General features: G+C 59.8%; 16 protein-coding genes and 4 tRNA genes. 14 read left to right on the top strand and 6 right to left on the bottom strand.

Annotated features, from left to right (window positions below; all coding sequences use genetic code 11):
• Window positions 1-668: 668 nt before the first annotated feature.
• Together BMI91_RS00095 and BMI91_RS00090 are read left to right on the top strand one after the other, a co-directional pair.
• Window positions 669-2,780, top strand: a complete 2,112-nt coding sequence (locus BMI91_RS00095; protein ID WP_078603555.1) for a site-specific integrase — start codon at window positions 669-671, stop codon at window positions 2,778-2,780.
• Window positions 2,781-2,823: 43 nt separating this feature from the next.
• Entirely contained in the window at window positions 2,824-4,149 is a 1,326-nt protein-coding gene (locus BMI91_RS00090; RefSeq protein WP_078603554.1) for a hypothetical protein, read from the top strand.
• A gap of 595 nt (window positions 4,150-4,744) precedes the next feature.
• On the opposite strand, the gene BMI91_RS00085 is transcribed toward BMI91_RS00090, so the two are convergent.
• Window positions 4,745-5,050: a hypothetical protein gene (locus BMI91_RS00085; RefSeq protein WP_146683954.1), complete on the bottom strand. Its 306-nt coding sequence runs from the start codon at window positions 5,048-5,050 to the stop codon at window positions 4,745-4,747.
• Between the two features lie 536 nt (window positions 5,051-5,586).
• On the opposite strand from BMI91_RS00085, the gene BMI91_RS00080 reads away from it, so the two are divergent.
• Both BMI91_RS00080 and BMI91_RS19755 read left to right on the top strand, forming a co-directional pair.
• A complete protein-coding gene (locus BMI91_RS00080) occupies window positions 5,587-5,898 on the top strand; it encodes a hypothetical protein (protein WP_078603552.1) in 312 nt (103 codons plus the stop codon).
• 451 nt (window positions 5,899-6,349) lie between these two features.
• Complete coding sequence (locus BMI91_RS19755; protein ID WP_146683952.1) at window positions 6,350-6,784, top strand: hypothetical protein; 435 nt, start codon at window positions 6,350-6,352, stop codon at window positions 6,782-6,784.
• A 416-nt stretch (window positions 6,785-7,200) separates the two neighbouring features.
• Here BMI91_RS19755 and BMI91_RS00075 read toward each other — a convergent pair whose 3' ends face one another.
• Entirely contained in the window at window positions 7,201-7,446 is a 246-nt protein-coding gene (locus tag BMI91_RS00075; protein ID WP_078603551.1) for a YnfA family protein, read from the bottom strand.
• A gap of 195 nt (window positions 7,447-7,641) precedes the next feature.
• Entirely contained in the window at window positions 7,642-8,007 is a 366-nt protein-coding gene (tnpA, locus tag BMI91_RS00070; RefSeq protein WP_093476809.1) for an IS66-like element accessory protein TnpA, read from the bottom strand.
• Window positions 8,008-8,882: 875 nt separating this feature from the next.
• Here tnpA and BMI91_RS00065 point away from each other — a divergent pair.
• The gene (locus BMI91_RS00065; RefSeq protein ID WP_078603550.1) at window positions 8,883-9,755 is read left to right on the top strand and encodes an endonuclease NucS domain-containing protein; all 873 of its coding nucleotides are present in this window, start codon (window positions 8,883-8,885) and stop codon (window positions 9,753-9,755) included.
• A gap of 534 nt (window positions 9,756-10,289) precedes the next feature.
• The gene (locus tag BMI91_RS00060) at window positions 10,290-11,321 is read left to right on the top strand and encodes a hypothetical protein (RefSeq protein ID WP_078603549.1); all 1,032 of its coding nucleotides are present in this window, start codon (window positions 10,290-10,292) and stop codon (window positions 11,319-11,321) included.
• A gap of 395 nt (window positions 11,322-11,716) precedes the next feature.
• Here BMI91_RS00060 and BMI91_RS00055 read toward each other — a convergent pair whose 3' ends face one another.
• From BMI91_RS00055 to BMI91_RS00045, 3 genes are all read right to left on the bottom strand, one after another.
• Window positions 11,717-13,951 carry a DUF6538 domain-containing protein gene (locus BMI91_RS00055; protein WP_078603548.1) on the bottom strand — a complete coding sequence of 745 codons (2,235 nt, stop codon included), beginning with the start codon at window positions 13,949-13,951 and terminating at the stop codon, window positions 11,717-11,719.
• 152 nt (window positions 13,952-14,103) lie between these two features.
• A tRNA-Asn gene (locus BMI91_RS00050) sits at window positions 14,104-14,178 on the bottom strand.
• Window positions 14,179-14,249: 71 nt separating this feature from the next.
• Window positions 14,250-15,122, bottom strand: coding sequence for an MBL fold metallo-hydrolase (locus BMI91_RS00045; protein ID WP_244176516.1), 873 nt, complete (start codon window positions 15,120-15,122; stop codon window positions 14,250-14,252).
• A gap of 36 nt (window positions 15,123-15,158) precedes the next feature.
• Between BMI91_RS00045 and BMI91_RS00040 the strand changes: the two genes are divergently transcribed.
• From BMI91_RS00040 to BMI91_RS00005, 8 genes are all read left to right on the top strand, one after another.
• A complete protein-coding gene (locus BMI91_RS00040) occupies window positions 15,159-16,493 on the top strand; it encodes an ATP-binding protein (protein WP_078603547.1) in 1,335 nt (444 codons plus the stop codon).
• A 210-nt stretch (window positions 16,494-16,703) separates the two neighbouring features.
• Entirely contained in the window at window positions 16,704-19,118 is a 2,415-nt protein-coding gene (lon, locus tag BMI91_RS00035; RefSeq protein ID WP_078523364.1) for an endopeptidase La, read from the top strand.
• A 111-nt stretch (window positions 19,119-19,229) separates the two neighbouring features.
• Window positions 19,230-19,691 carry an HU family DNA-binding protein gene (locus BMI91_RS00030; protein WP_078603546.1) on the top strand — a complete coding sequence of 154 codons (462 nt, stop codon included), beginning with the start codon at window positions 19,230-19,232 and terminating at the stop codon, window positions 19,689-19,691.
• A 14-nt stretch (window positions 19,692-19,705) separates the two neighbouring features.
• Window positions 19,706-19,780, top strand: a tRNA-Val gene (locus BMI91_RS00025).
• Between the two features lie 137 nt (window positions 19,781-19,917).
• Window positions 19,918-20,631, top strand: coding sequence for a dimethylsulfonioproprionate lyase family protein (locus BMI91_RS00020; protein ID WP_078523362.1), 714 nt, complete (start codon window positions 19,918-19,920; stop codon window positions 20,629-20,631).
• Window positions 20,632-20,673: 42 nt separating this feature from the next.
• Window positions 20,674-20,749: transfer RNA gene (locus BMI91_RS00015), tRNA-Val, on the top strand.
• Between the two features lie 136 nt (window positions 20,750-20,885).
• Window positions 20,886-21,827, top strand: a complete 942-nt coding sequence (locus BMI91_RS00010; RefSeq protein ID WP_078603545.1) for a pirin family protein — start codon at window positions 20,886-20,888, stop codon at window positions 21,825-21,827.
• Between the two features lie 268 nt (window positions 21,828-22,095).
• Window positions 22,096-22,172, top strand: a tRNA-Asp gene (locus BMI91_RS00005).

Below are 22,172 nucleotides of genomic sequence, written 5' to 3'. Positions count from 1 at the left end.
CTGCTCGAAATATAACTGGGTTTGGCCGAAAGGCGCACACCTTCGCCCCGGACAAAACGCGAGTCGAAGCCGCAACGCGGCTCTTTCTTAGGGATTCTATGTTTCCTCTTATTCAGGGTCGGAATTTTGTTTTTAAAACAATTGGATAAATGCCTTCTTGACGCAGTTTCTCCGCGAGATGACGCAAAAATTCCGCCAAATGACGCAAATTCCCCGCAAGATGACGCAAAAATTCCGCCGGATGACGAGATTTTTCCGCTCAAATCGCGCAGTCCAAATCGGATCGCCATATGCCACTTGATCAGCCAGCGCGAAAGAAAGGGGCTTGTCCTGCGAAATTTATCTTGGCGACGTTTTGAGGGGCGATCTGTTGTTCCTATTTCCGGTTTTGCTGGACAAGGAGAAAACGGAAATGGCGCGAAAATTATATACAACAGAGGAACTTGCTGCACGTTTCAGGTGTACGCCACGCTGTATCAGTGACTGGATCCGTAAGGGATGCCCGACTGAGCAAGGCAGGGTGATGTTGCCGGCGCGGAAGCTCGGACGTCGCTGGTTCTCGACGGAAGAAGATGTACTCCTCTTTGAGCTTCGATCCCGGCCGTCTGATGACGGGCGGCCGGATATCGAGCTCGATGATGAGTGACGGTCGCGGTCGCAGATAAGGAATGACCATGACACTTCGTGATGAACTTCTGGCACATATCAAGGAAACCGGTGAGAGCATGCGCGCGCTTTCCCTGCGAGCAGGTCTGAATGAGAAAAGCGTATCCGATATTCTTTCGATCGTAGGCTTGAAGCCGCGGCACAAGACCCTGGTCGCGCTCTCGAAGGCGACTGGGCGAGACCTCGTTTGCGCTGCGACGGAGGCGAGTGTTTTGACGTTTGGCGAACTGGTCGTGAAGCTTGAAGAGGCTGATCAGAGAACCCGCGCGAGCCGGGTCCGCTGGATCATGCGGAAGGCGATCTGGTATGCATACCGGCCGGTCTGCCGGCACGATGTCATCGAGTTCTTCGCGCACCACAACGCGGCCAACCTCGGGCTCTCGAAGGGTAGCCGTTCGACCTACAAGTCAGATATTCTTGCGGCCATCGACCAACATGGCGTGCGCAACCGTCCGCGCGGTGTCCAAGATATTGGCGGCATTTGGGCTCGCGCCTACGAGGCTGTGAAGGCCTCCGACATCTCGGTGGACTGCCGACGCAAAGCCGGGCCTTTCATCGTTTACCTGTTCGATCGTGGGATTAAGCCTGGCCAGATCACGACTGACACCGTTGCGAACTACTACGCGCATCGGCTCGAAACCGGCGTCATAACGGAAGCAAAATGCCGCAAACATATTGGCAACGTTGTCACGCTTCTCGGCCATCTGGCGACCAACCCGTCGACGTCGCATTTCGGGTTCAAGGCCGTGGCGTCGCCATTCTCGGATCGGCGCGACAAATTCGGTATCGGCACGGCCACCCTCGAGGCTCTGCTGAGCGAGTTCGACACCCGAGTGGCCCCTTGGGCGGCCGGAGAAGTTTCCCGTGATGGGGTGACCTACGACGACTTCCTCGAGGCACTGGATCGGGAGGAGCAGAAAGACACCGATCCGCTTTCCGCGATGAAAGCCCGGCTCCAGAAGAGCATTTCCGAGAAATCGCGGTTGCCGGGACAACCCCTCAAGCCGGAGCGTGCGGAGCGACGGGAGTCGAGGATGCGGGAATACGGGTTCCTTACGACCAATGACCGTTGGTCTGAAGGCACCATCGCGACGCGTCGCGGATACGTCATTTCCTTGTCGAAGGCCCTCGCGGCGTCGCATGACATCGTCGTGCCCGACATCCGTGCTCTCACAGATTTCCAAGTCTTGCAGGCCGCGGCCGCCGCCCTCTTCGAGGCCAACGGGGGCCGCCGGGACACCGGGTATCTTGTCTCCGTACTCAAGGCGATGAAGAAGATCGCGGTCGGCTACGCTGCGGCGTCGGAGCAGGACGTCGAGGACATCCGCGCGCTGATCCGGTTCTACGACACTGGTCGTCGAGGCATTGCGCCGAAGAACAAGAAGAAACTGCGGGAGTTCACCGAACCGCGTATCCAGTCGACAATCGACCTGTCCGGCACCGTGATGACGGGGATCAACGCCGAGATCGACCGGCGGCGGAAGAACAAGAGTAAAAAGATCGCAATACGCCCGGATCGCCTCGACGTGATCGACCTCGAATTGGCTCGCGACATCGCCGCCGTGCTGGCGCATGACATCCTTCTTACGCGCGCGCCGCGCAGCGCGAATATCATCGAAGCGCGGCTCGAGTGGATTGTGTTCCAAGACGAAAAGGCCGTTCTTTCGATACCGGCACCCGAGGTAAAGGGGCGAAAGCAAGGTGATCCGGACTACGCCGTTCGCCTTGGGGCGGGCGCCAGCCGGTTGATGCGAAGCTACATCGAAAAGATCCGCCCGATCCTCCTGCACCCCGATGACAAGGAAAACCCGTATCTATTTCCGCGCCAAGAAGGCGGCCAGTTCGAGTTCAATGCGCCTTATCGCGGGATCTTGAGACGGGTCACACGCCTGCTGCATCAGCATGTCGGGGTAGAGATCAACCCGCATCTTTACCGACATCTAATCGGCTGGATTTGGCTCAAGGAAAGCATGGATAATCTACCGCGCGTCCAGCGCCTGCTTGGTCACAAGAGCCTGAGGACGACCGTCGAATACTATGCCGAGCTCGACGAGACGCTCGTGATGAATGGGTGGCAAACCTACCTGGAAGCCAAGACGAAGACGGCCGCGTGAGCGGCCGTTCTGGCACGCCTTTCACATTTACGGACATGACTTGATGAATGATCACCTTGCCATGCTGCGCAAGCTTCGCGACGCATCGCGCCCTGACGCTGTTCCGTCGCGCGAGACCTTGACCAACCACCTGGCCGCGCGGATCGACGAGGTCGGTGCGACGGCTTTCGCGGAGTTCGCCCATCTTCAACGGGTGGCGGCCGAGACTTTCGGCCACGAGAAGACCGCACATTTGGCGCGCGTCCTGAGAGATGCGCGGGTCTCGGTCAAAGCGCCCGACCGATGCCCCTGGGATGTAGCGGTACGCATGATCGCGTCTCTGCCGGCGGCCTGGCAGGAGTCGCTCGGCGAGCAGATCGCCGTCTCCAGGAACGGACAGGCCGTTCTGGGAAGGACGATCTGGAGCGTTGACTACACGACGTCTGTGCTTGCCGCACTCGACCGCTGGACTGCATATTGCAGGTCTCAGACGCAGGACACTCTTCCAACGGCCGCCTCGCTCCACGCCTACGCCCTTCATCTTGGTCAGCCGCGCGCCGGCGCTCAGCCGACAACAAAGGGAACAGCGGCCAACTATCTCCAACGAGTGATGGCAGGCATTGCAGTTGCGACACGCGGGCGGTTCCGATCCGAGGCGTGCGAATTCGTTGTCGCGGACTGGCGGGAACGGGGCAGGGTGCAAGGGGCCTCGACGAAGAGCGGCAGCCAGCTCGTCGGTGCGAGCGCACTCTACAGCTTCGGGTTTCGTCTGATGGCCGAGGCCAGCGCACGCCCCATGCGCGGCATCCGCACTGCCACGCTCTTTCGCAATGGTCTCATCCTCGCGATCGGAGCCGCACTGCCGGAGCGCGCCCGTGCCCTGACCTGGCTTGAATTTGATCGGACATTAACGCTGATCGACCGGACGCATCTCCACGTGGACCTACCCGGAAACGCCCTAAAATATCCGGAGGCGGGCAAGGCCCAAGAAGGCTTTGATGTGGTCTTCGAGAACGCCGGGCTTGCAGAAGCGCTGCATGCCTATCGTTCGATCTATCGCCCGCTCTTCGACGACGGTCTTCACCTGTTCCCATCGGTCCATGGGAAGCGGGGCGCGATCACGTCTAAGCAGCTGGGCGGACTGACGGGAAGCATGACACTCCGCGAGTTCGGCGTCCGCATCCCGATCCATCGATTTCGCGACAACGTCGCCACGGAAGCGTCGGAACATCTGATCGGCGGTGCCTATGCCGCGAAGACGCTTCTTCGGCACGTGGACGAGGCCACTACGCTCCGGCATTATGCTCATGCCGAGGGGATGATGTCTGCCAGTGAATTTGAAGATTTCATCGAAGGCAGGCGCACGATCCCGGTGGAGCTGATCCTCTAATTCCGTTCCGCCCACATCCGCCGTATGCCCTGTTTTCCGCTTTTTCCGCCGCCTGTTGAAAACGGGTCAGTATTATCCCCATGGGGTGGAGTGCCCCCTTTCTCAACATTTTCTGCGTGCTGCTCCAACTTCCGACAGTCGCCGCCGGGAATTCGACCAGGTCTCAATTTTTCGTTCTGATGTTCTGACCGGTCGGAGGTTTCGCTTCGAACAAAGTGCTGACGCTGCGTCCGCGAGATCGAAGCCGGCTATGTCCGAGCCGTGACATGCTCCGCGGTTGTTTATGTAAAATCTACCGATCTATGTAATTCTCAGATCTGTTTTAAGAGAGGCCGATCCAATTTCAGAGATAATCGTCGAGACTTAAAAGCGCGCCCAAGGCCGCAAGCAATATAGCGGTGCTCTCATTGCGGCTCATGGAGCGGGGCCACGGACGCAGTTCGGCGAGGGGATTGGCCCTAAGGATACCGACGAGGGGATCGGCGTACGAGATTTTCCGAACATCATCTTCTATCTTCGCGGTGTCTTCTGGCGGTAAGTGTTCTTCGCGCCTTTTGATGCTATATTCACGCGTTCTCGCGCGTGCGGGGCGGCCTCAGAGGCTGTCTCTCAAGAGCGCTTCAAGTGCTGAGGAAATTTGAGAGACATATCTGGTGTGTTCCTCGACGTTGTCACAAATGGTACCCTCAGCCAAAAATTCTTCGGCCAGATCGAACCTCTGTTTCGCGGCTTGGCATGCCCCCGAGCTGAGAATGCTCACCGTCTCTTTCTCGAAGCCAAGCTTGCACATTTGCTCGTACAATCTCACGTTGAGAGACTTCAGAACGTCTCTTCTACGGTTGACCAGTGATGTGAGCAGAAGCGTCTCATGATTAGAAAGTTCCATTTTCACATCTTTCATTTAATGCCGCTTAAGACGCAGTGCTGTTTCTCGGTTTCTGAGGCGTTGTGGTTGCAGAGATTGGCTTCAGAGCTTTGTTGCGCGCTTAGAAGGATAATTTAGTCCTTTTACTAAATAAATTATCGGATACTGTCGAGCCCACTTCGTCGTATTAAACAATGAGGCTTCGATGACTTGGGTCGCCATTTTTGAGATGGGATTTTGGTTGGATGCGAAGAGATTTATGATCGTTGGTGGAGTGAGATGTGTTTCCGAATTTCATTTGGTTTCTTATTTCTTCTCCGGCGAGCGAACAGCTATCTGAATTCTTGATTCACATTTAAGATGGGTTGAAGGTATATCAAGCTATCTTGCCTGATATAGGCGGATGTATTTCTCACGAAATCTCTCTTGCGTATGGACAGCGGCGTTGCGTCGCTGCGGCCACAACACTATCCTGGTATTAAAGAGAGGTGATCGCAGATGGCAGAGATCGTTCGAGACTACCCTGTTCCCAAGGGCTGGCTTCAAGAGCGCGAGACCGGCGGCAGGAAGAAATGATCTTGCTCAGTGAGTGTCTGAGAGATGGTCTGCTCGACCCTTCGCTCATCGCCAAGGAGCTCCGCACGTCCAAAGTGGACGTTATCCGTTCCGCCGGATCTGGCACGCAAAGGTCTCTGCGCGCGATGCTCGATATCCTCGACATAGTAACGCTGCGCTTTGGCAATCCGATCATGGCGTACGCATGGTATCGTTCCGAAGCGTTGCCCGGGTTTTCCGGGTCGACTTGTATGCAGCTCGTTGCGCAAGGGCGCGCAAGCGAAGTGATTGAGTATGTCGAAGCGGTCGATGCTGGCATCTATGCCTGAATGTTGGTTCCACATCTTTTTTCACGAAGAGGTCGCCTACAGAGCGCACCTCTGACTCTCTTCACGGGAGAAGACATCCATCAGCTCTGCTACACGCGGCGCGTCACTCCGTGGGCGCGGGGTTGTCCGGGGCGTAGGTCTCCGACGCCGCCCTCTGGGGCACCCCTGACAGTTTAGCCCGTCCCGCGTCACTGCTGGTGTGCGAACACAAAATAGGCGAAAGCGGGAAGGGGCGTTGCGAACTCGTCAGCGTGTCTCGTTTCTTCCGTCGATCGAAAAGAGAATAGCTCACACAATCCATACTGCGTGCTATCCTAAGACGATGGGCGAGAAAGTCAGAGACAGAGAAATATTGGGAACTGATGTCCGAAATCCATTTGGTCCGGTCATCGGTGCCGACGGGGCGTAGGATAAGGAGCGCGACCGGCCTGAGAGAAAGCGTACCGAAATAATGAAGAAACTGCGAGAGATAGATGGAACGACGCCACTTGCGGGCGAACGACTGTCGTTGGATCGGCGCGATGTGGCTCTGTGGCTCGCTGTTCGATACGCAGATGTTACTCATCATCTCAGTGTATCGCGGAACTACACAACCCCACCGCGCGTGCTTGCCTACGTTGTCGTGCTGACATTAGATGCATCACGTGAGATCCGGCACAAATTACGCGCCGATGCACTCCGTGCATTTGAAGCACTTGGCTATACGCTCGCTCCGACGGGCGGCGACGTCTACGAACTCTGGATCGAAGTGACGAGCGGTATGACGGAGGAGCGCAGACTGGCTTGTGTCGAGCGTGTCGAAGCCGCGCTCGCGGGTCGTGTGATCCCAAATCCCCTCAATCTGCGAGACTACGCATCTTCCGCTACGTCAAAAGATGATTTCTGATACACAAAAGACGGAAACCGTCGCACCAGGCGGTTTTGTTGGAAAAAGTTTCGGGCACGTCGTGTTCAGTGCCCACGGGTTCGGCCGCTTGGGGGCATGAGGCCCGCGCAAAGATCGACATGGGAACGTTTCGAGCCATGGAGCGCGGCAAACCTGCGCGTAACTCGGCGACGATAAAGCGGTTATCGATCAGATGCTTCTTGCGTTGCTCTCAATCGCAAATGCGCGCGTGGCTCCTTGTACGCTGTCTCTCTGTCTTACGTGCCGATCCAGAAATTAGAGCTCTCTTCCGCTTGCATGCGGAAAATAGACGGTAAGCGCCCGATTGATGCCGCCTGCTTTCCCCGTCCGTTCACGCCACGCCTGCGTCGTGGCCCTACGCCTCGCTTTCCGCTGTGCGGTATCGGTTGGTATTTTCAAAAAGATACCGCGGAAGCGCATGGTAACCGCCCGATTGAGGCCGCAGGTTGCTTCTGAAGCATAGGGGCGACCAAGATGATCGCCATGCCGGTCAGGCAAAAGATTGCGCCGATGATATCCCATCGGGTCGGGATCTGCCCCTCTACGGTCCAAAGCCATGCGATAGATGCTGTGATGTATATGCCGCCGTAGGCCGCATATGCACGACCGGCAAAACCGTCCGCGCTCGAGGAAGTTGTAATAGAGGCAGAAGCCTTGGCTCATCCCAGTAGAGCAGCTCCAGCCGATCCCCCTTTCGACCCCGGAACGCGAAGACCGCGCCGCTGGTGGGTTTCTGGCGCAGCCATCCTGGGCCAGGGCTGAGAGACCGGCAATTCCTTTCCGCATGTCGGTCGCGCCGCACGCCAGGTAGACCCGGACCCCGGTGCCTGGGCCGATCATGCCGCTTCCACCGCGCGGATCAGCCCGGTCAGCGCCTCACCATCCATGCTGCTGTCGAAACGGAGGCAGCGACCGTTCCCCAAACGCAGCTCGACAAGAGCCGGGCGAGCGGGCGGGGAGTGGGTCGGTTCGGACTGGGCACCGAAATCAAGTGGCAGGAAGACTGCTCCCCGATCCGGCGACAAAAGACCCTTCTTCTCCAGGTCCCGGCGCCAACCGTAGATCTGCGAGCGTGTGATCTCATGCCGCTGGGCAACTTGCGTAACCGAAGCCCCGCCAACACCCACTTCCAGCAAGATCTCGAGCTTCCCCTCGTCGCTCCAACGACGGCGCCGTTCGACACCCAGAACTTCACCCAACATAGCGCCTCCCGATATGACACGTCGCTAAAGACGTCTTTATGCACGTGTCTTTTCTCGGTCCGCCTCCATCAGGCAGGCGGCATCAATCGGGCGCTTATAATCGTCGAGCCCCCACGGCGGGACGCAGGGACTCGAACCGGATTGGCTCAACTCAGCTGAGCAAGCTCTCCTACATGTTTCTTCCGCAGGTGCTTCCATCCGCGCTTTAGCATCTCTTCGAGCTCCGACCCGCCAAGGAGTATACATAAGGCCCCAGGACCGGCGCGAAGCCGCTCTCGGACGCTCTTCTCAGTCAGCGCCTCCGGCCAATATAGCGGAGTGGTTTCCGGATTCGTCGCGTGCGGAATCCTGCTAATTTGCTCGCGTCATGATGTCTCCGAGGCCTTCTCGTGCTCATAGAACTTCAGGATGTCTCGTAATAGCGGAGGCAAAGTACGTGCTGCAGATCGATCGCCCTCTTTTGGAGGTGGGTTTGTGCGCTTATGTTCTTCTGCACGCTCCATTCCCCTCGCGAAAGCTGCTGCGGTTCTATTCGACATTCTGGTCTCCACTGATCGTTTCGGTGGCGCCTTTGCAATTGAGCGCAAAAGCGCTCCACGCGCTCTAACTTGCTTTGGAGGCGCTGCGCTATACGGGATTTCCCGTACCTTCGTGCGAAAGTTCCCACACAAAGTAAATTCGTGTGGGAACGCCGAAAGCAACAAGGGGGCCGACTTCATCGCAGCGCGATCAGCCTACAGCACGTTTCATAAAGCGGCTGAACCGGTGCTGCCTTGCTATTTCGCGGACGTCACGCGTGTCTGCCCAACTTTCGCCGCGGTCGTGGATTAGCGTTTTTGCTAAGGTTTTGCAGATATTCGGCGCCGAGCGAACATATGAACCAAAGACATTTCAAGGGCGACATTATCGTCGAAGAGGTCGCTGAAGGCCTGCTTATACGCCAACATGGAGAGGGTTACGTCGCGCGCAATTGGCGGCTCTGCCCTGCAACTGAAGAGTTGATCGAGGCCGCTATCGGGGCTGGCTTGGGGTGTATGATCCGAGATTCGCATCCTCGCCGGAATGCCCGTTGGCCGAACCCGCGTGGCGTCGTCTATCTTGCCTTTTCTCCAGATGAGACGTCGCAGTGGTCGCTCGCGATCGACACATTCAATCCGCGTCGCGATGACTACGGCTTTGCTGTCTTCAATGGCAAGTATCACGAGCAATTTCTGAAAGCCGGTATCCCCTTCACCTTCGAGGGACGAAATCGGACTGCGGGCCACCTCGTCGTTGCCCGCGAACGCGTGTTGGAGGCCATCAACGCGCTCGCGGTTTTCGACCACTCCGTTCTCACGCTTAACCGGATCGCGCACTCAGAGACCGGGTTTACGACGGAATACGTCATTCAGAGGCAAATTCTCAAGAATTGGAGAGAAACACCTTGGGGCAGGGACTACGAGATCGTGCAGGACGAGTTTCCTGTCGACGGGGGCCGCAACTCTCGGCGCATCGACATACTGGCACGCCACCGCAAAAACGGAGATTGGCTTGTCGTGGAACTTAAACGTGCCGAAGCAACGCCGGACGCGGTTGGTCAAGCCGCCGACTATCTTCGAGCGCTCGCTCAACGAGATGAATTCAATCACGGACGTTTGGAAGCTGTGGTCATTGCTGAGCGTTTTCAGAAGTCGGCGCGCAAGCTGGCCGAAGTTGAGGGCATTGATCTCTACCAGATTGGCTGGCCCGCGACGCTGACGATGGTCTGAAATTTCAATCAGGAAAGGAGATATTCCATGTCGAACGAGAACACCAAGAAATGGGCTGAGGAACAGCGGAGAAAGGATCGGGCACGCAATGACGACCGCGAGGATGGCTGTCTGCATTGCGGGGCACCCGCCACACTGGACTCGCCACTTTGCGCAGCGTGTGACGCGCGAAGTTGATCTCACTTCGGAGACAATGTTCAAGCGCAAAACAGTGCTCGCGCGTGTGAATGCGCAGAGGTGAAATTGCACATGCCTGGCATTTGGTGCACGTATCGCGGCTGGACGTGTCCGAACGGAGATCGGGGGCTCTATGAGCTTGGCTGCGAAATGGCCAGAAGTGGGGCAGACATGTTGATGTGGTTTCTGCTCGTTGCGTGACCTTTGATCTACGCGCCGGGCGCCCACCGAGGCCCCGTGAACCGGTGACGTCAGTGATACCAATCGGCTCTGCATCGGGTGCAGGTAGCCGGAGTGGGCTTGCGCTTGTATTTATAAATATCGCTTTGAAAATAGATAAATTTTAGGGACTGATAGATGGCGACCGATCGGGATCAGCTTGAGGGCTTTACGAAATTCATATCCGAGTACGATTTCGACCTCACAACAGGAAAGCTCGACCTCAGCAGCTTCACGAGCAATCTTTCTTATTGCCTCGCTATCGACCGCCAGCAGCAACCTCCGCACCCGCGGAATATGTTCGAAGCGCTTCGCGAATGTCTCGAGCAGGCGAAGACGCATATCAAAGCAGGCACTCCGGGTCTTGCGAACGAGCCGGTACGCGACTGGCGGCCAGAAATGGCGCAAATGTACCCCAACGGGCAAACAACGACGATTCACCTTGCCAGTTTACTTTTCGTTTTTGAGGCATGGATCTTCTCAATCGGTCAGATGATCCCGGATCGTGCTACGGACCGTGGGCGCGCCTATCTGGCTTGGCCTCGCTCAGAATGGTATCTAACCAACACCTTTCTGCAGCGGTTTCACAGCCAGGTTTGGGACGTTCTGCGGCGTGAAGACCTGAAGACGGCGCGGGACAAGAATTTTTCGAGCTCAGAGGCGATGAGCGTGGCGAAAACGTCGGGAGTGGCGTTCGGGACGGCAGCCGATCAGTTGAAAATGCGCAATCAGGGGTTCACCTTGGCGCTAAAGCGAGTGGATCACGCTATCGCTGAGGGCTTCCCGCTTGAAGCGATCGCAATTTGCGAGAGCCTGGTCAGCGCATGCCTGCATCATTTCCTGGAATCTGTGGGCGGCTCTCGGCCACCTGAGAGCTTCGCACGTTTGATCGATCATTTTCGTCGGACCGGGGATAAGGCGCAAAGCTATCCTGGAAATCTTGTAGACGATATTGATGCTTGGCGCCGCAAGCGAAACGACGCAGTCCATCGCTTTGTTGCAACCAATCCGGCAAGGATTGCCGAAAGTCAGGAAGCATTCCTTGAAAGGGCCGGAATAACAGCAATTAAGGGCCGGGAGGCCTGTGCGGCGTTGCTTGACTGGTTTCAATATGAGAGCTTCTTTTTCCTCAAAACCGAATTTGATCTTCCGGGACCAACTTTAAATTAAACACGCGGCGATCGACGCGAGCCGAGAATTTCAACACTGTGGTATTAATGCTCCTCGGATTTCTGGGCGTTCTTGGAGCGAAAGGCAGATTGCTGCTGGACAAAGGCGCCGCCCGATCGGTCCCATCTGGGTTGGTCAGAGAAGGGGCCGAGGCGTGGCTTCGGCGCGGCGTGCAGTGGTTTGCAAAGATAACGGGGGCGGGCGGGGGCATCCGAATTGTCAAACGGCGTGGAATACAGGTCGCTCTGCAACGGGCATGGAGGGGCGCGAGCTGCGTTTCAAAGCCTCGCGCCCCTCCATGCCTGCTGTACATCATTCGAGTGTCCCGTAGATCGAGCTACTCCCAGTGATGCGCGCCGGCGAGGCAGGCAATCACGCGGAGCAAAGCCCCGGTATCAATCCTGCACGCTTCGAATGCCGACGACTTTACCGCGCTCGACTGCGGTTTCTCCGAAGGGTCTTGCGATCATCGACACATCGATTTCGACGTCGCAGATGCGCTCATAGAGTGTCCGGAGAGACAAGCCTTGGGCGTAGGATTTCGCCCCCTCATCCACCGGATCGTGGCCCAGCAGCACGCAGCGGATCGCATCGGATTTGTCCTGATTCATCAGATCCGAGTTGAAAGAGGTGCGCATGGCATGGAGATCCAGGCCCTCCCAATAGCACTGATGTTTTTTTCGGTAGTAGGTAAAGTTCTTCGAAAAGTTCTCGGAATAGGTTCCCTTCGTCTGTCCCCGGGTCAGGTGCACGAATAGGCGGTGTTTGCCTTGCTTGCAGCGGAGGTCGACGAGTTTCAAAAGGCCAAGCTCGATCAGCGTCGGATGAACAGGCATGCGGCGCTGGGATTCCTCTGTCTTGACGTTATTGGCGTCGAGGACCTTCACGTCGAGATAAGAAATCCCCTTGTCGGTGCCGAAGTCCTCCGGTCCGAGCTGGCAGGCTTCCTCTTCGCGCAAGCCCATGAGGCGGGCAATCAGCGGAATCCAGTAGAAAGGCTCACCCGGATCGTCGAATGGTCCCTGGAACACGGGCGAGCGCAGAAGGATATAGAAGCGATCGTCCCAGCAAATCCGCTTTCGCTTCTCCTCGCTCTTTTTCCACTGGTCCTTAAGTTTGTTGGGCACGCCACAGATCTCGAACGGGTTGCGATCGATGAGCTGGAGATCATAGAGCATCTTCCCGACCGACTTGATGTAACCGCGGTGCTTTGAGCGAGTTTCGGCGCGCAGGCGCGGAATACGCGCGTCCAGGCGCGCCTTTTCCCGGTCTGCTTCCGTGACCTCAGGGCCGTTTCCGAGTGCCTTCAGCGCATCCTTTTCTGCGCGCTCCTCCTCGGCGTCGATCTCGTCGACGAGGACGCGGAAACCATTCTTTGCCACGAACTTGTCAGTCCCTTTTGAGTGCTGGAGGGGCAAGTCGGGGAGGATCTTCAGAGCGTCGCGGATATCATCCCGATCGACGTCTTCGAACGGCACATCTCCGACGAATTCGACCCAAAACTTCTCGGCCACGTTAGCTTTGCTTCCGCTGTTCGATTTCCATTTTTTGCCTGCTTTCTTGTCGCCTGTTTGTTCGATCGAGAAATCGTCTTGGTAACCAGCACACTTGAGTTCTTTCTTGAGCTGGATTCCCTCCAGAAGCGTGATGCCCCGAGGTTTGGTGCGCAGAATATTCCGCATTTCTGGCGAAAGATCCCGAAGGTCGATGTTTTCCAGCAGCGGAGGGCGCATCTTGATCCGAAATGCAGTCTCGTCGTCCTTTTCTGTGACGACCCGGGCGTCGCTCCCGGAGGTCGGGGTAGGAGGCTCGGGCGATGCTTCGGAAGTGTCCGCAGGCGCGGTCGGGGCTGTGGTGGAGGCAGTCGGCGCGGGAAGATTAGCAGCCGCCTCTGGGGCGGACGTCGTGGTGGCCGCAGGGATGTTCGGCACTGCGATGGAGATCGCGGCCGATGCAGCTGCTGACGGGATTGCCAGGGAGGAGACGGGCGATTGCGCGGCAACCACGGGCAGGGCTGCGGGTGGAGAGGCAGACCGGCTCGCCATGACGGACCGGAAGATCGGGGTCGGTTCCGCGTAGGAGCCGACCTCGCGCTTTTCGCGTTCGCGTGACACGTCCAGCATCACTCGAAGCGCCTCGAAGGCGAGCGCGCGCCAGTCGGTCGAGCTCTCGTCGAGGGAGACTCCGAAGTGCCGCGCCAGATCGCGCAGCGGCTCTACGACCGGCGTCCGGTCTCCGAGCGCCAGCGCTCGGCGTAGCATGTCCTGCGTCGCGCGTTCGCTCTGCGCTGCAAAATTCGCGGCGGCTTCTGATCGCGGCTCGGCCGACGCGCGCAGCGCTTCATGCGCCGCAATCTGAAATCGGGCCAATTCGTTCAGCAGGCTCACATGTTCCGCGCTCAGATGCTGCACCGGTCTCTCCTTCACCAATGCGAAGCCCAGGTCGGTGAGCGCACTCAGGCGCGCGACAAGTATCTTCGCTTCGCAGATGACATCGGTTCGCAAAGAGAAACAGAGTGAGATTTTTTGAACAGGGTCCGCTATCTCGCGAAGCGCACGGGGCAGCCGGCGTCGGAAGAAATAGCCAGAGGGACGTTTTTCGAGATGAGGAATATGTGCGACTCCGGCCATGCGGGCAGCCTCCGAAACAGGTTTCAGGGCATTCGGGGTTCGCGATTGTGCATCAGCTTGCGCATGCATCTGTGCACCAATTTGTGCACGTGCACTGGTGACCCCGACTCTTGTCGGGGCTCAACCAATAAAATCAGCCACTTAGGGTGATTTGGCTCCGGCGGTAGGGATCGAACCTACGACCAATTGATTAACAGTCAACTGCTCTACCGCTGAGCTACGCCGGAACATGTGAGGGTGTATATGAATCTCGAATTGGGATGTCCAGAGGGTTCTGGCGAAAAAATTCAGGCTTTCGTCACGTCAGCGAAAATAGCGCCTCTGGGCGCAGGTCGGGCGCGGCGGTGACTTGGTTTTGCACTGACATTTCAACGAGATGCGCGAAGACGTTGCGTTCGGCCGCGGGCAGGAGGGCTGCGGGGACGTCGGTGTAGATCGCGCGGGTGAGGCCCTGCGGGGTGGCTGGCCGCTCGGTGAGGGCGCTTCGGATCTGCTCGGTGCGGGCGTCGCGATGCGCGCGCTGACTCGCGATCAGGGTCTGGGGATCGGTCACCGGGTCGCCGTGGCCGGGATAGAGGATGCGTGGGCTCTGCGCCTCGATCCGTGCGAGCGAGCGGTAATAGTCGCCCAAATCGCCGTCGGGCGGCGAAATCAGCGTCGAGGACCAGCCCATCACGACATCGCCGGTCAGAAGAGCGTCGCCGAGCGCAAAGCTCAGATGGTTGCAGAAATGGCCGGGCGTGTGCAGCGCGGTGAGCGACCAGTCGCCATGGCTTAGCGTCTCGCCGTCCTCAATGAGGATGTCGGGGTCGAACGCGTGATCGACGCCTTCGCCGCCGCCCGCATGGCCGCGCGCCGCGAGTTCCGCCATTACAGGTGCGCGCCCGGCTTCGGGCGGGCCGAAGGCGAGGATGGGCGCGCCCGTGGCCTCGGCCAAGAGCCGTGCGCCGGGGGAATGGTCGAGATGCGCATGGGTGACGAGGATATGGCTGACACGTTCACCCGGTGCGAGCGCGTCGAGCAGCGCCTGCAGATGGGCAGGATCGGCGGGGCCGGGATCGACCACCGCGACCTCGCCTGTGCCGATGACATAGGTGCAGGTGCCGGTATAAGTCATGGGGGACGGGTTCGGAGCCACGATCCGACGCAAGCCGGGCTGCAATTCTTCCATCTTTCCCTCCATCGCGGCCATCGTTAGGGTTCTGGCATGAAATTTCGCTGGCTGAAACAGATGATGCCGCGCGGGCTCTATGGGCGGGCCGCGCTGATCCTGATTCTGCCGGTGGTGACAATCCAGCTCGTGGTTTCGGTCGTCTTCATTCAGCGTCATTTCGAACGCGTCACGCAGCAGATGACCGAAGGCATGGTGCGCGAGATCGCTCTGCTCGATCAGGTCGCGACCAATGCGCCGACAGCAGAGGTTGCGCGCGAACGGCTCGACGTGCTCGACAAGACGCTGAACTTCGCCTCGCAATTCCCTGCGCCCGCGAATCTTGCGTCGCAGCGGGGCGATACACGCAGTTTCTTCGATCTGACCGGAATCGTGGTGATTTCGACGCTGCGGGCGAACCTGTCGCAGATCCGCTCCATCGATCTCGACAACAACACCAATTCCGTGCGCGTGGTGCAGGAGACGCCGAACGGGCCGCTCGCGGTGACCTTCGCGCGCAGCCGGGTGTCGGCCTCAAATCCGCACCAATTGCTCGTTTTGATGGTCTTTGTTTCCATTCTGATGACACTGATCGCCTATATCTTCCTGCGCAATCAGCTGCGCCCGATCCGCAGGCTGAGCCATGCGGCGGAGGAATTCGGCAAGGGGCGTAACCTGAATTACCGCGTCTCGGGGGCGACGGAGGTGCGCGCCGCGGGCCGCGCCTTCCTCGATATGCGTAACCGGATCGAGCGGCAGATTGAACAGCGCACGCTGATGCTCTCGGGTGTCAGCCACGATCTGCGCACGCCGCTCACGCGTCTGCGGCTCGGGCTGTCGATGATGGAGGAGAATGACGAGGTCCGCGCGATGGAGCGCGACGTCGACGAGATGGGGCGCCTTGTCGATGCGTTTCTCGAGTTCTCGCGCGACGGGGCGTCGCAAGGCGAGCCGGAAACGCTGCCGATCTGCGGCTTCGTCGCGGGGGTGGTGGAGGATATGCGGCGGATGGGGCGCGATGTGGCGCTTGTCGATTGCGACAGCGAAGAGGAGGCGACCTTCCGCCCCGATGCACTCAAGCGCGCCTTGGCGAATCTGATCGGCAACGCAGTGCGCTATGGCACGCGCGCGGAGATCACCGTCTCGATCGCGCGCACGGGGTGGCGAATCGCGGTGCATGATGACGGGCCGGGCATCCCGCCCGAACGCCGCGAGGAGGCGATCCGGCCATTTACCCGGCTCGACCCGGCGCGCAATCAGGATCGCGGGCAGGGCGTCGGATTGGGGCTTTCGATCACCGCCGACATCCTGCGCCGCCATGGTGGATCGCTGAAACTCGGGCGATCCGAACGGCTTGGCGGCTTGATGGCCGAGATGATCCTGCCCCGGTGATCGGCTACACGTTCGATCACGCGCGCGCACGAACTGCTCACGGCAACGAGATCGCCTCTTGCGGCCTGTCCCGGGGCCACGCATTGTGACGGGTGAGTGACATGCCCTAGTTGAATGGATGCCTCACGGCTCCTAGATATTGGGTTGAACAGGGGAGGGACGTGGTCGCCGAAAACGGGGCCGGACCCTCCTGCCAAGAGAGGAACGCCGATGACCGAATTTAGCTCTGTCACCCATCCGGTCCTGCCGCTGCGCGACATCGTGGTTTTCCCCCACATGATCGTGCCGCTCTTCGTCGGGCGCGAGAAATCCGTGCGCGCACTGGAAGAGGTGATGGCGGAGGATCGTCAGATCTTGCTCGCAAGCCAGGTCGATCCGTCGCAAGACGACCCCGATACGGACGGGATTTTCCGCGTTGGCGTGCTCGCCAACGTGCTGCAACTTCTGAAACTGCCCGATGGCACCGTCAAGGTGCTGGTCGAGGGCAAGAGCCGCGTGCGCATCACCGATTTTGTCGAGAATGACGACTATTTCGAAGCGAATGCCGAACCTCTGATCGAAACCGAGGGCGACGTGGAGACGATCCGCGCGCTGCTGCGCTCGGTCGCCGAGGAATTCGAGCGCTACGCGAAGATCAAGAAGAACATCCCCGAAGAGGCGCTCTCGGCCGTGGCCGACGCGACCGAAGCGGACAAGCTGGCCGATCTCGTTTCGGGCCATCTGGGGCTGGAAGTGGCCCAGAAGCAGGAGCTTCTGGAAACGCTCGACGTCTCCGAACGGCTGGAGCGGGTCTACGGGCTCATGCAGGGTGAGGTCTCGGTTCTCCAGGTGGAGAAGAAGATCAAATCCCGCGTGAAAACGCAGATGGAGAAGACCCAGCGCGAGTACTACCTGAATGAGCAGATGAAGGCCATTCAGAAGGAACTCGGCGATGGCGAAGACGGCCAGAACGAGATCCTCGAGCTCGAAGAGCGCATCGAGAACACCAAGCTTTCGAAAGAGGCCAAGGAAAAGGCCGAGGCCGAGCTGAAGAAGCTCAAGTCGATGTCGCCGATGTCGGCCGAAGCCACCGTCGTGCGCAACTATCTCGACTGGATGCTGTCGATCCCGTGGGGTACCAAATCCCGCGTGAAGAAGGACCTCAGCAAGGCAGAGGCCGTGCTCGATGCCGATCACTACGGTCTCGAGAAGGTCAAGGAACGCATCGTCGAATATCTCGCGGTGCAGGCGCGCTCGGCCAAGCTCAAAGGCCCGATCATGTGCCTCGTGGGTCCGCCCGGCGTGGGTAAGACCTCGCTCGGCCGGTCTGTCGCCAAGGCAACGGGGCGCGAATTCATCCGCATCTCGCTCGGCGGCGTGCGCGACGAATCCGAGATCCGCGGCCACCGTCGGACCTATATCGGCTCGATGCCTGGCAAGATCATTCAGGCGCTGAAGAAGGCTAAAACCACGAACCCGCTCATCCTGCTCGACGAGATCGACAAGATGGGTCAGGACTTCCGTGGCGACCCGGCTTCGGCGATGCTTGAAGTACTCGACCCCGAGCAGAACGCGACCTTCGTGGACCACTATCTCGAAGTGGAATACGACCTCTCGAACGTGATGTTCCTGACGACGGCGAACTCCTACAACATGCCGGGCCCGCTTCTGGACCGGATGGAGATCATCCCGCTCGCGGGCTACACCGAGGACGAGAAGGCCGAGATCGCCAAGCAGCACCTGATCCCGAAGCAGATCAAGGGTCACGGGCTCAAGAAGAACGAGTTCGAACTGACCGACGGCGCGCTGACCGACGTGATCCGCTACTACACCCGCGAGGCGGGCGTGCGGAATCTCGAGCGCGATATCGCGAAGCTCGCCCGGAAAGCGGTGACCGAGATCATCAAGTCGAAGGGTGCGACCAAGCACATCACCGTCGATGAGGCGAAGGTGGGCGATTACCTAGGCGTCAAGAAGTTCCGCTACGGTCTGGCCGAGAAGGAAGATCAGGTGGGCGTCGTGACCGGCCTTGCCTGGACCTCCGTGGGCGGCGACCTGCTGCAGATCGAAGCTCTGCGACTGCCGGGTAAAGGTCGGATGAAGACCACCGGTAAGCTGGGCGACGTGATGAAGGAATCGATCGACGCGGCCTCCAGCTACGTCCGGTCGGTTGCGCCGCAATTCGGCATCAAGCCGCCGCGCTTCGAGAAGTGGGACATCCACGTCCACGTCCCCGATGGCGCGACGCCGAAAGACGGGCCCTCTGCGGGTCTGGCGATGGTGACCTCCATCGTGTCGGTGTTGACCGGTATTCCGGTGCGCAAGGATATCGCCATGACCGGCGAAGTCTCCCTGCGCGGGAACGCGATGCCGATCGGCGGCCTGAAAGAGAAACTGCTTGCGGCGCTGCGCGGCGGGATCACGACCGTCTTCATCCCCGAGGAGAATGAAAAAGACCTCGCGGATATCCCGGACAACGTGAAGGAGGGGCTGGAGATTGTGCCGGTCACTCACGTTCGCGAAGTTCTCGCCCGCGCGCTGGTTCGCCAGCCCGAGCCGGTCGATTGGGACGAGGAGGCCGAAGAGGCAGCAGCCGCTGCCGCCGCTGCGGCCAAATCGGACGGGCAGGGCGCAACCGCGCACTGATCGCCTTCGAATTGAAATCGAGAACGCCCGTCGCATATCGCGGCGGGCGTTTTTGCATTTGAACAGGTTTGCCCTTAACCTCTTCGTATTGCGATCAAAAAAGGAGCCGCCATGGCCAAGAGCCAGAAACCGAAATCGACCCGCAAGCCGCCCGTCGTGACGCCCGAGGCGCCTCCGGCCTCCGCCGCGACGCTCACGCCCGCCACGCCTGATCCGGCGCCTGAGCCGAGCGAGGCGAAGGCGCTCGTGCGCAAGAGGAGCTTCGTGGATCGGGTGATGGTCGAGGCCGGGGTGAAGCGCGGCGAGGCGAAGGCCATGTCGGAAGCGGTTCTCAAGGTTCTGGGCGAGGCGCTCTCGGAAGGCGAGGAACTCAGCATCCCGCCGCTCGGCAAGCTGAAGATCAACCGCCAGTTCGAAAAGAACGGCGACGAGATCCTCGTGGTCAAGCTGCGCCGCCCCTCGGGCATGCTGGAGACGGTCGCGGCAGAGGCCAGCCAGGCGGAAATCGACCCTGCGCAGGGCGGTGTAGATTTCGACGAAAACCCTCTTGCGGAGCCAGAAGAGGGGCGCTAAAAGCCCGCCACGGAGGGCGATTAGCTCAGTGGTAGAGCGCATCGTTCACATCGATGATGTCGGGGGTTCAAATCCCTCATCGCCCACCATTTTCCTACGAAGGCGCGTCTTGAATAGACGCGCCTTTGTCGTTTTCCGGTTAGTTTTCTGCGCCCCGCGGCGTCAGATTATGGGCCAGACAGCACGCCAGAGATGCGCGCCCCATGCGCAAGATGCGGAGGATGCGATGACCGAGACCACGCCGATGTCCGACGCCCGGCCCGACGAGGTGCTGCGCGTCTCCGATTGCCCGGACTGGCTGTATCTGCTGCGCGAATTCGACACGCTCTACCGGCACGGCTCGGCAGGCGGCAGCCGCCTGATCCGCAGCCATCGCAAACGGGTGCGCGACACGCTCTCGCAGATCATCGACACCAATCCCCCGGTGACGCCGCGCCAGCCACAGCCGAAACCGGTGACGGCGCATCTGTCGCGTGCGCTCGATCTGGGCGAGCGCGGCGCGGTCGCAGGCATGGCGCGTGCGCTCTCGCGGGTGACGGGACAGCTGACTTGGGAATATGGCTACGAGAAAGTGCCGAAGGCACTGGCGCGCAAATATGCCTATTGCGAGGTGCTGGGGCCGCGCGGGCCAGTGGCTTCCGATCGGCTGGTGCTGGGATTCGTCCTCTTTGCGCCGCGCACGACCTATCCGCAGCACAGCCATAAGGAGATCGAGGAGAGCTATATCTCGGTCGCGGGTCCGTGGTCGGAGAACGATACCGCCGTGCATGCGCCGGGCTCGCTGATCCTGAACCGTCCCGATCACGAACACCGCATCACCACCGCCGATCTCGATCCCTGCCTGCTGGCCTATGCATGGGTCGGGCCGGAGGCGCGGTTGACTGCGCCGGGGATGAAACTCTCCTCGACCCGAAAGGTGCGGATGCGCGAAGGCATCTGAGGTCTTGATCCCCGGGCAAGGCGAGGCTAGAGGAAAGGCCGGGGGCGGTTAGCTCAGTTGGTAGAGCGTCTCGTTTACACCGAGAATGTCGGGGGTTCGAGCCCCTCACCGCCCACCATTCCCTCCGAAGGTTAAGCGAATTCAAGGCCTTGCATGGGTTTGCGCGCCCGCGCTCAGATTCTGTTCGCCCCTGGGGCTATGATCCGCACGCTGCGATGCTACCTTTCCCTCAACCACAGGAAAGGAGCGCCCCGATGAGCTGGAACCCCGCCCTCGACCCCGAAATTCCGATCGGCGATGCCGTTGACGCTATTGAGACCGTCATTGCGCCGCGCGCGCGTGACCTCGGCGGCTTCGAGGTGCGCCGCGCGCTCCCTTCGGCCGCGCGACAGATGATCGGCCCGTTCATCTTCTTCGACCAGATTGGCCCGGTGGAGTTCCTCTCGGGCCAACGCGGCATCGACATCCGCCCGCATCCGCATATCGGCCTCGCGACCGTGACCTACCTTTTGCAGGGCCGCCTGCATCACCGCGATTCGCTGGGCACCGATCAATGGATCACGCCGGGCGCTGTAAACTGGATGAATGCGGGCTACGGCATCACCCATTCCGAGCGCACCGACGGCAAGGTCCGCGACACCGGCCAGCATCTCGCGGGCATCCAGACCTGGGTCGCGCTGCCAGAAGATCAGGAAGAGGGGCAGGCGGCGTTCAAACATGTGGGCGCCGAGGCCCTTCCCGAACTGCAGGCCGAGGGCAAGACCGTTCGGCTCGTGCTTGGCGATGCCTGGGGCGCGCATGCGCCGATCGATCTGCCCTCCGAGATGTTCTACGCCGATGCGAATCTCGATCCGGGCGCGCAGCTCCCGCTGCCCGACAATCACGAAGATCGCGGCGTCTATGTGCTGCAGGGCTCTGTCACCGTGGCGGGCGAAACCTATGAGGAAGGCCGGATGCTGGTCTTCCGCCCCGGCGACCGGGTGTCGCTGAAAGCGGGCGGGCAGGGCGCGCGGCTGATCGTGCTGGGTGGCGCAACCATGGGCGGCCCGCGCTATATCTGGTGGAATTTCGTGGCCTCCTCGCGCGACAAGATCGACGCGGCAAAAGAGGCATGGCGCGCGGGCGACTGGGCGCACGGCCGTTTCCAGCTGCCGCCTGCCGACGATGCGGAGTTCATTCCCGCGCCGGAGCGGTGATTGCAGCCGTTGAAGAGGGGGCACTGCCCCCGACCTTCGGTCTCCCCCGGGATATTTCTGCCAAGAGGAAGCAGAAAGCGCATCTCATCGGGGCGCGTGCGGGCGCGATAAATAAGGGTCGCGGGCGCGCACTGAGGAGCCGCGATTTGCTTGCCCGAACGGCAGGTGAAAATTCGTCGGTTTTTTGCTCTCAGGCCGCTTGACGGGGGCAGGTCGCCCGCGTAATACCCTCCCCACGCTCGGACGGCGATCCGGGCAGATGATGCGAGCGGTTGTAGCTCAGTTGGTTAGAGTACCGGCCTGTCACGCCGGGGGTCGCGGGTTCGAGCCCCGTCAACCGCGCCA

Source organism: Thioclava sediminum (assembly GCF_002020355.1).
GTDB lineage: Bacteria > Pseudomonadota > Alphaproteobacteria > Rhodobacterales > Rhodobacteraceae > Thioclava > Thioclava sediminum.
The sequence above is the reverse complement of the archived record's forward strand: the minus strand, read 5'-3'. Positions and strand labels throughout refer to the sequence as shown.

Excerpts from the sequence above, each read along its gene's own strand:
- BMI91_RS00020 (WP_078523362.1), top strand. The coding sequence starts at position 19,918 with ATGACCGAGACCACGCCGATGTCCGACGCCCGGCCCGACGAGGTGCTG.
- lon (WP_078523364.1), top strand. The coding sequence starts at position 16,704 with ATGACCGAATTTAGCTCTGTCACCCATCCGGTCCTGCCGCTGCGCGAC.
- BMI91_RS00095 (WP_078603555.1), top strand. The coding sequence starts at position 669 with ATGACCATGACACTTCGTGATGAACTTCTGGCACATATCAAGGAAACC.
- BMI91_RS00030 (WP_078603546.1), top strand. The coding sequence starts at position 19,230 with ATGGCCAAGAGCCAGAAACCGAAATCGACCCGCAAGCCGCCCGTCGTG.
- BMI91_RS00090 (WP_078603554.1), top strand. The coding sequence starts at position 2,824 with ATGAATGATCACCTTGCCATGCTGCGCAAGCTTCGCGACGCATCGCGC.
- BMI91_RS19755 (WP_146683952.1), top strand. The coding sequence starts at position 6,350 with ATGAAGAAACTGCGAGAGATAGATGGAACGACGCCACTTGCGGGCGAA.
- BMI91_RS00045 (WP_244176516.1), bottom strand. The coding sequence starts at position 15,122 with ATGGAAGAATTGCAGCCCGGCTTGCGTCGGATCGTGGCTCCGAACCCG.
- BMI91_RS00010 (WP_078603545.1), top strand. The coding sequence starts at position 20,886 with ATGAGCTGGAACCCCGCCCTCGACCCCGAAATTCCGATCGGCGATGCC.
- BMI91_RS00055 (WP_078603548.1), bottom strand. The coding sequence starts at position 13,951 with ATGGCCGGAGTCGCACATATTCCTCATCTCGAAAAACGTCCCTCTGGC.
- BMI91_RS00040 (WP_078603547.1), top strand. The coding sequence starts at position 15,159 with ATGAAATTTCGCTGGCTGAAACAGATGATGCCGCGCGGGCTCTATGGG.
- BMI91_RS00060 (WP_078603549.1), top strand. The coding sequence starts at position 10,290 with ATGGCGACCGATCGGGATCAGCTTGAGGGCTTTACGAAATTCATATCC.
- BMI91_RS00065 (WP_078603550.1), top strand. The coding sequence starts at position 8,883 with ATGAACCAAAGACATTTCAAGGGCGACATTATCGTCGAAGAGGTCGCT.
- tnpA (WP_093476809.1), bottom strand. The coding sequence starts at position 8,007 with ATGTTGGGTGAAGTTCTGGGTGTCGAACGGCGCCGTCGTTGGAGCGAC.
- BMI91_RS00080 (WP_078603552.1), top strand. The coding sequence starts at position 5,587 with ATGATCTTGCTCAGTGAGTGTCTGAGAGATGGTCTGCTCGACCCTTCG.
- BMI91_RS00085 (WP_146683954.1), bottom strand. The coding sequence starts at position 5,050 with ATGAAAGATGTGAAAATGGAACTTTCTAATCATGAGACGCTTCTGCTC.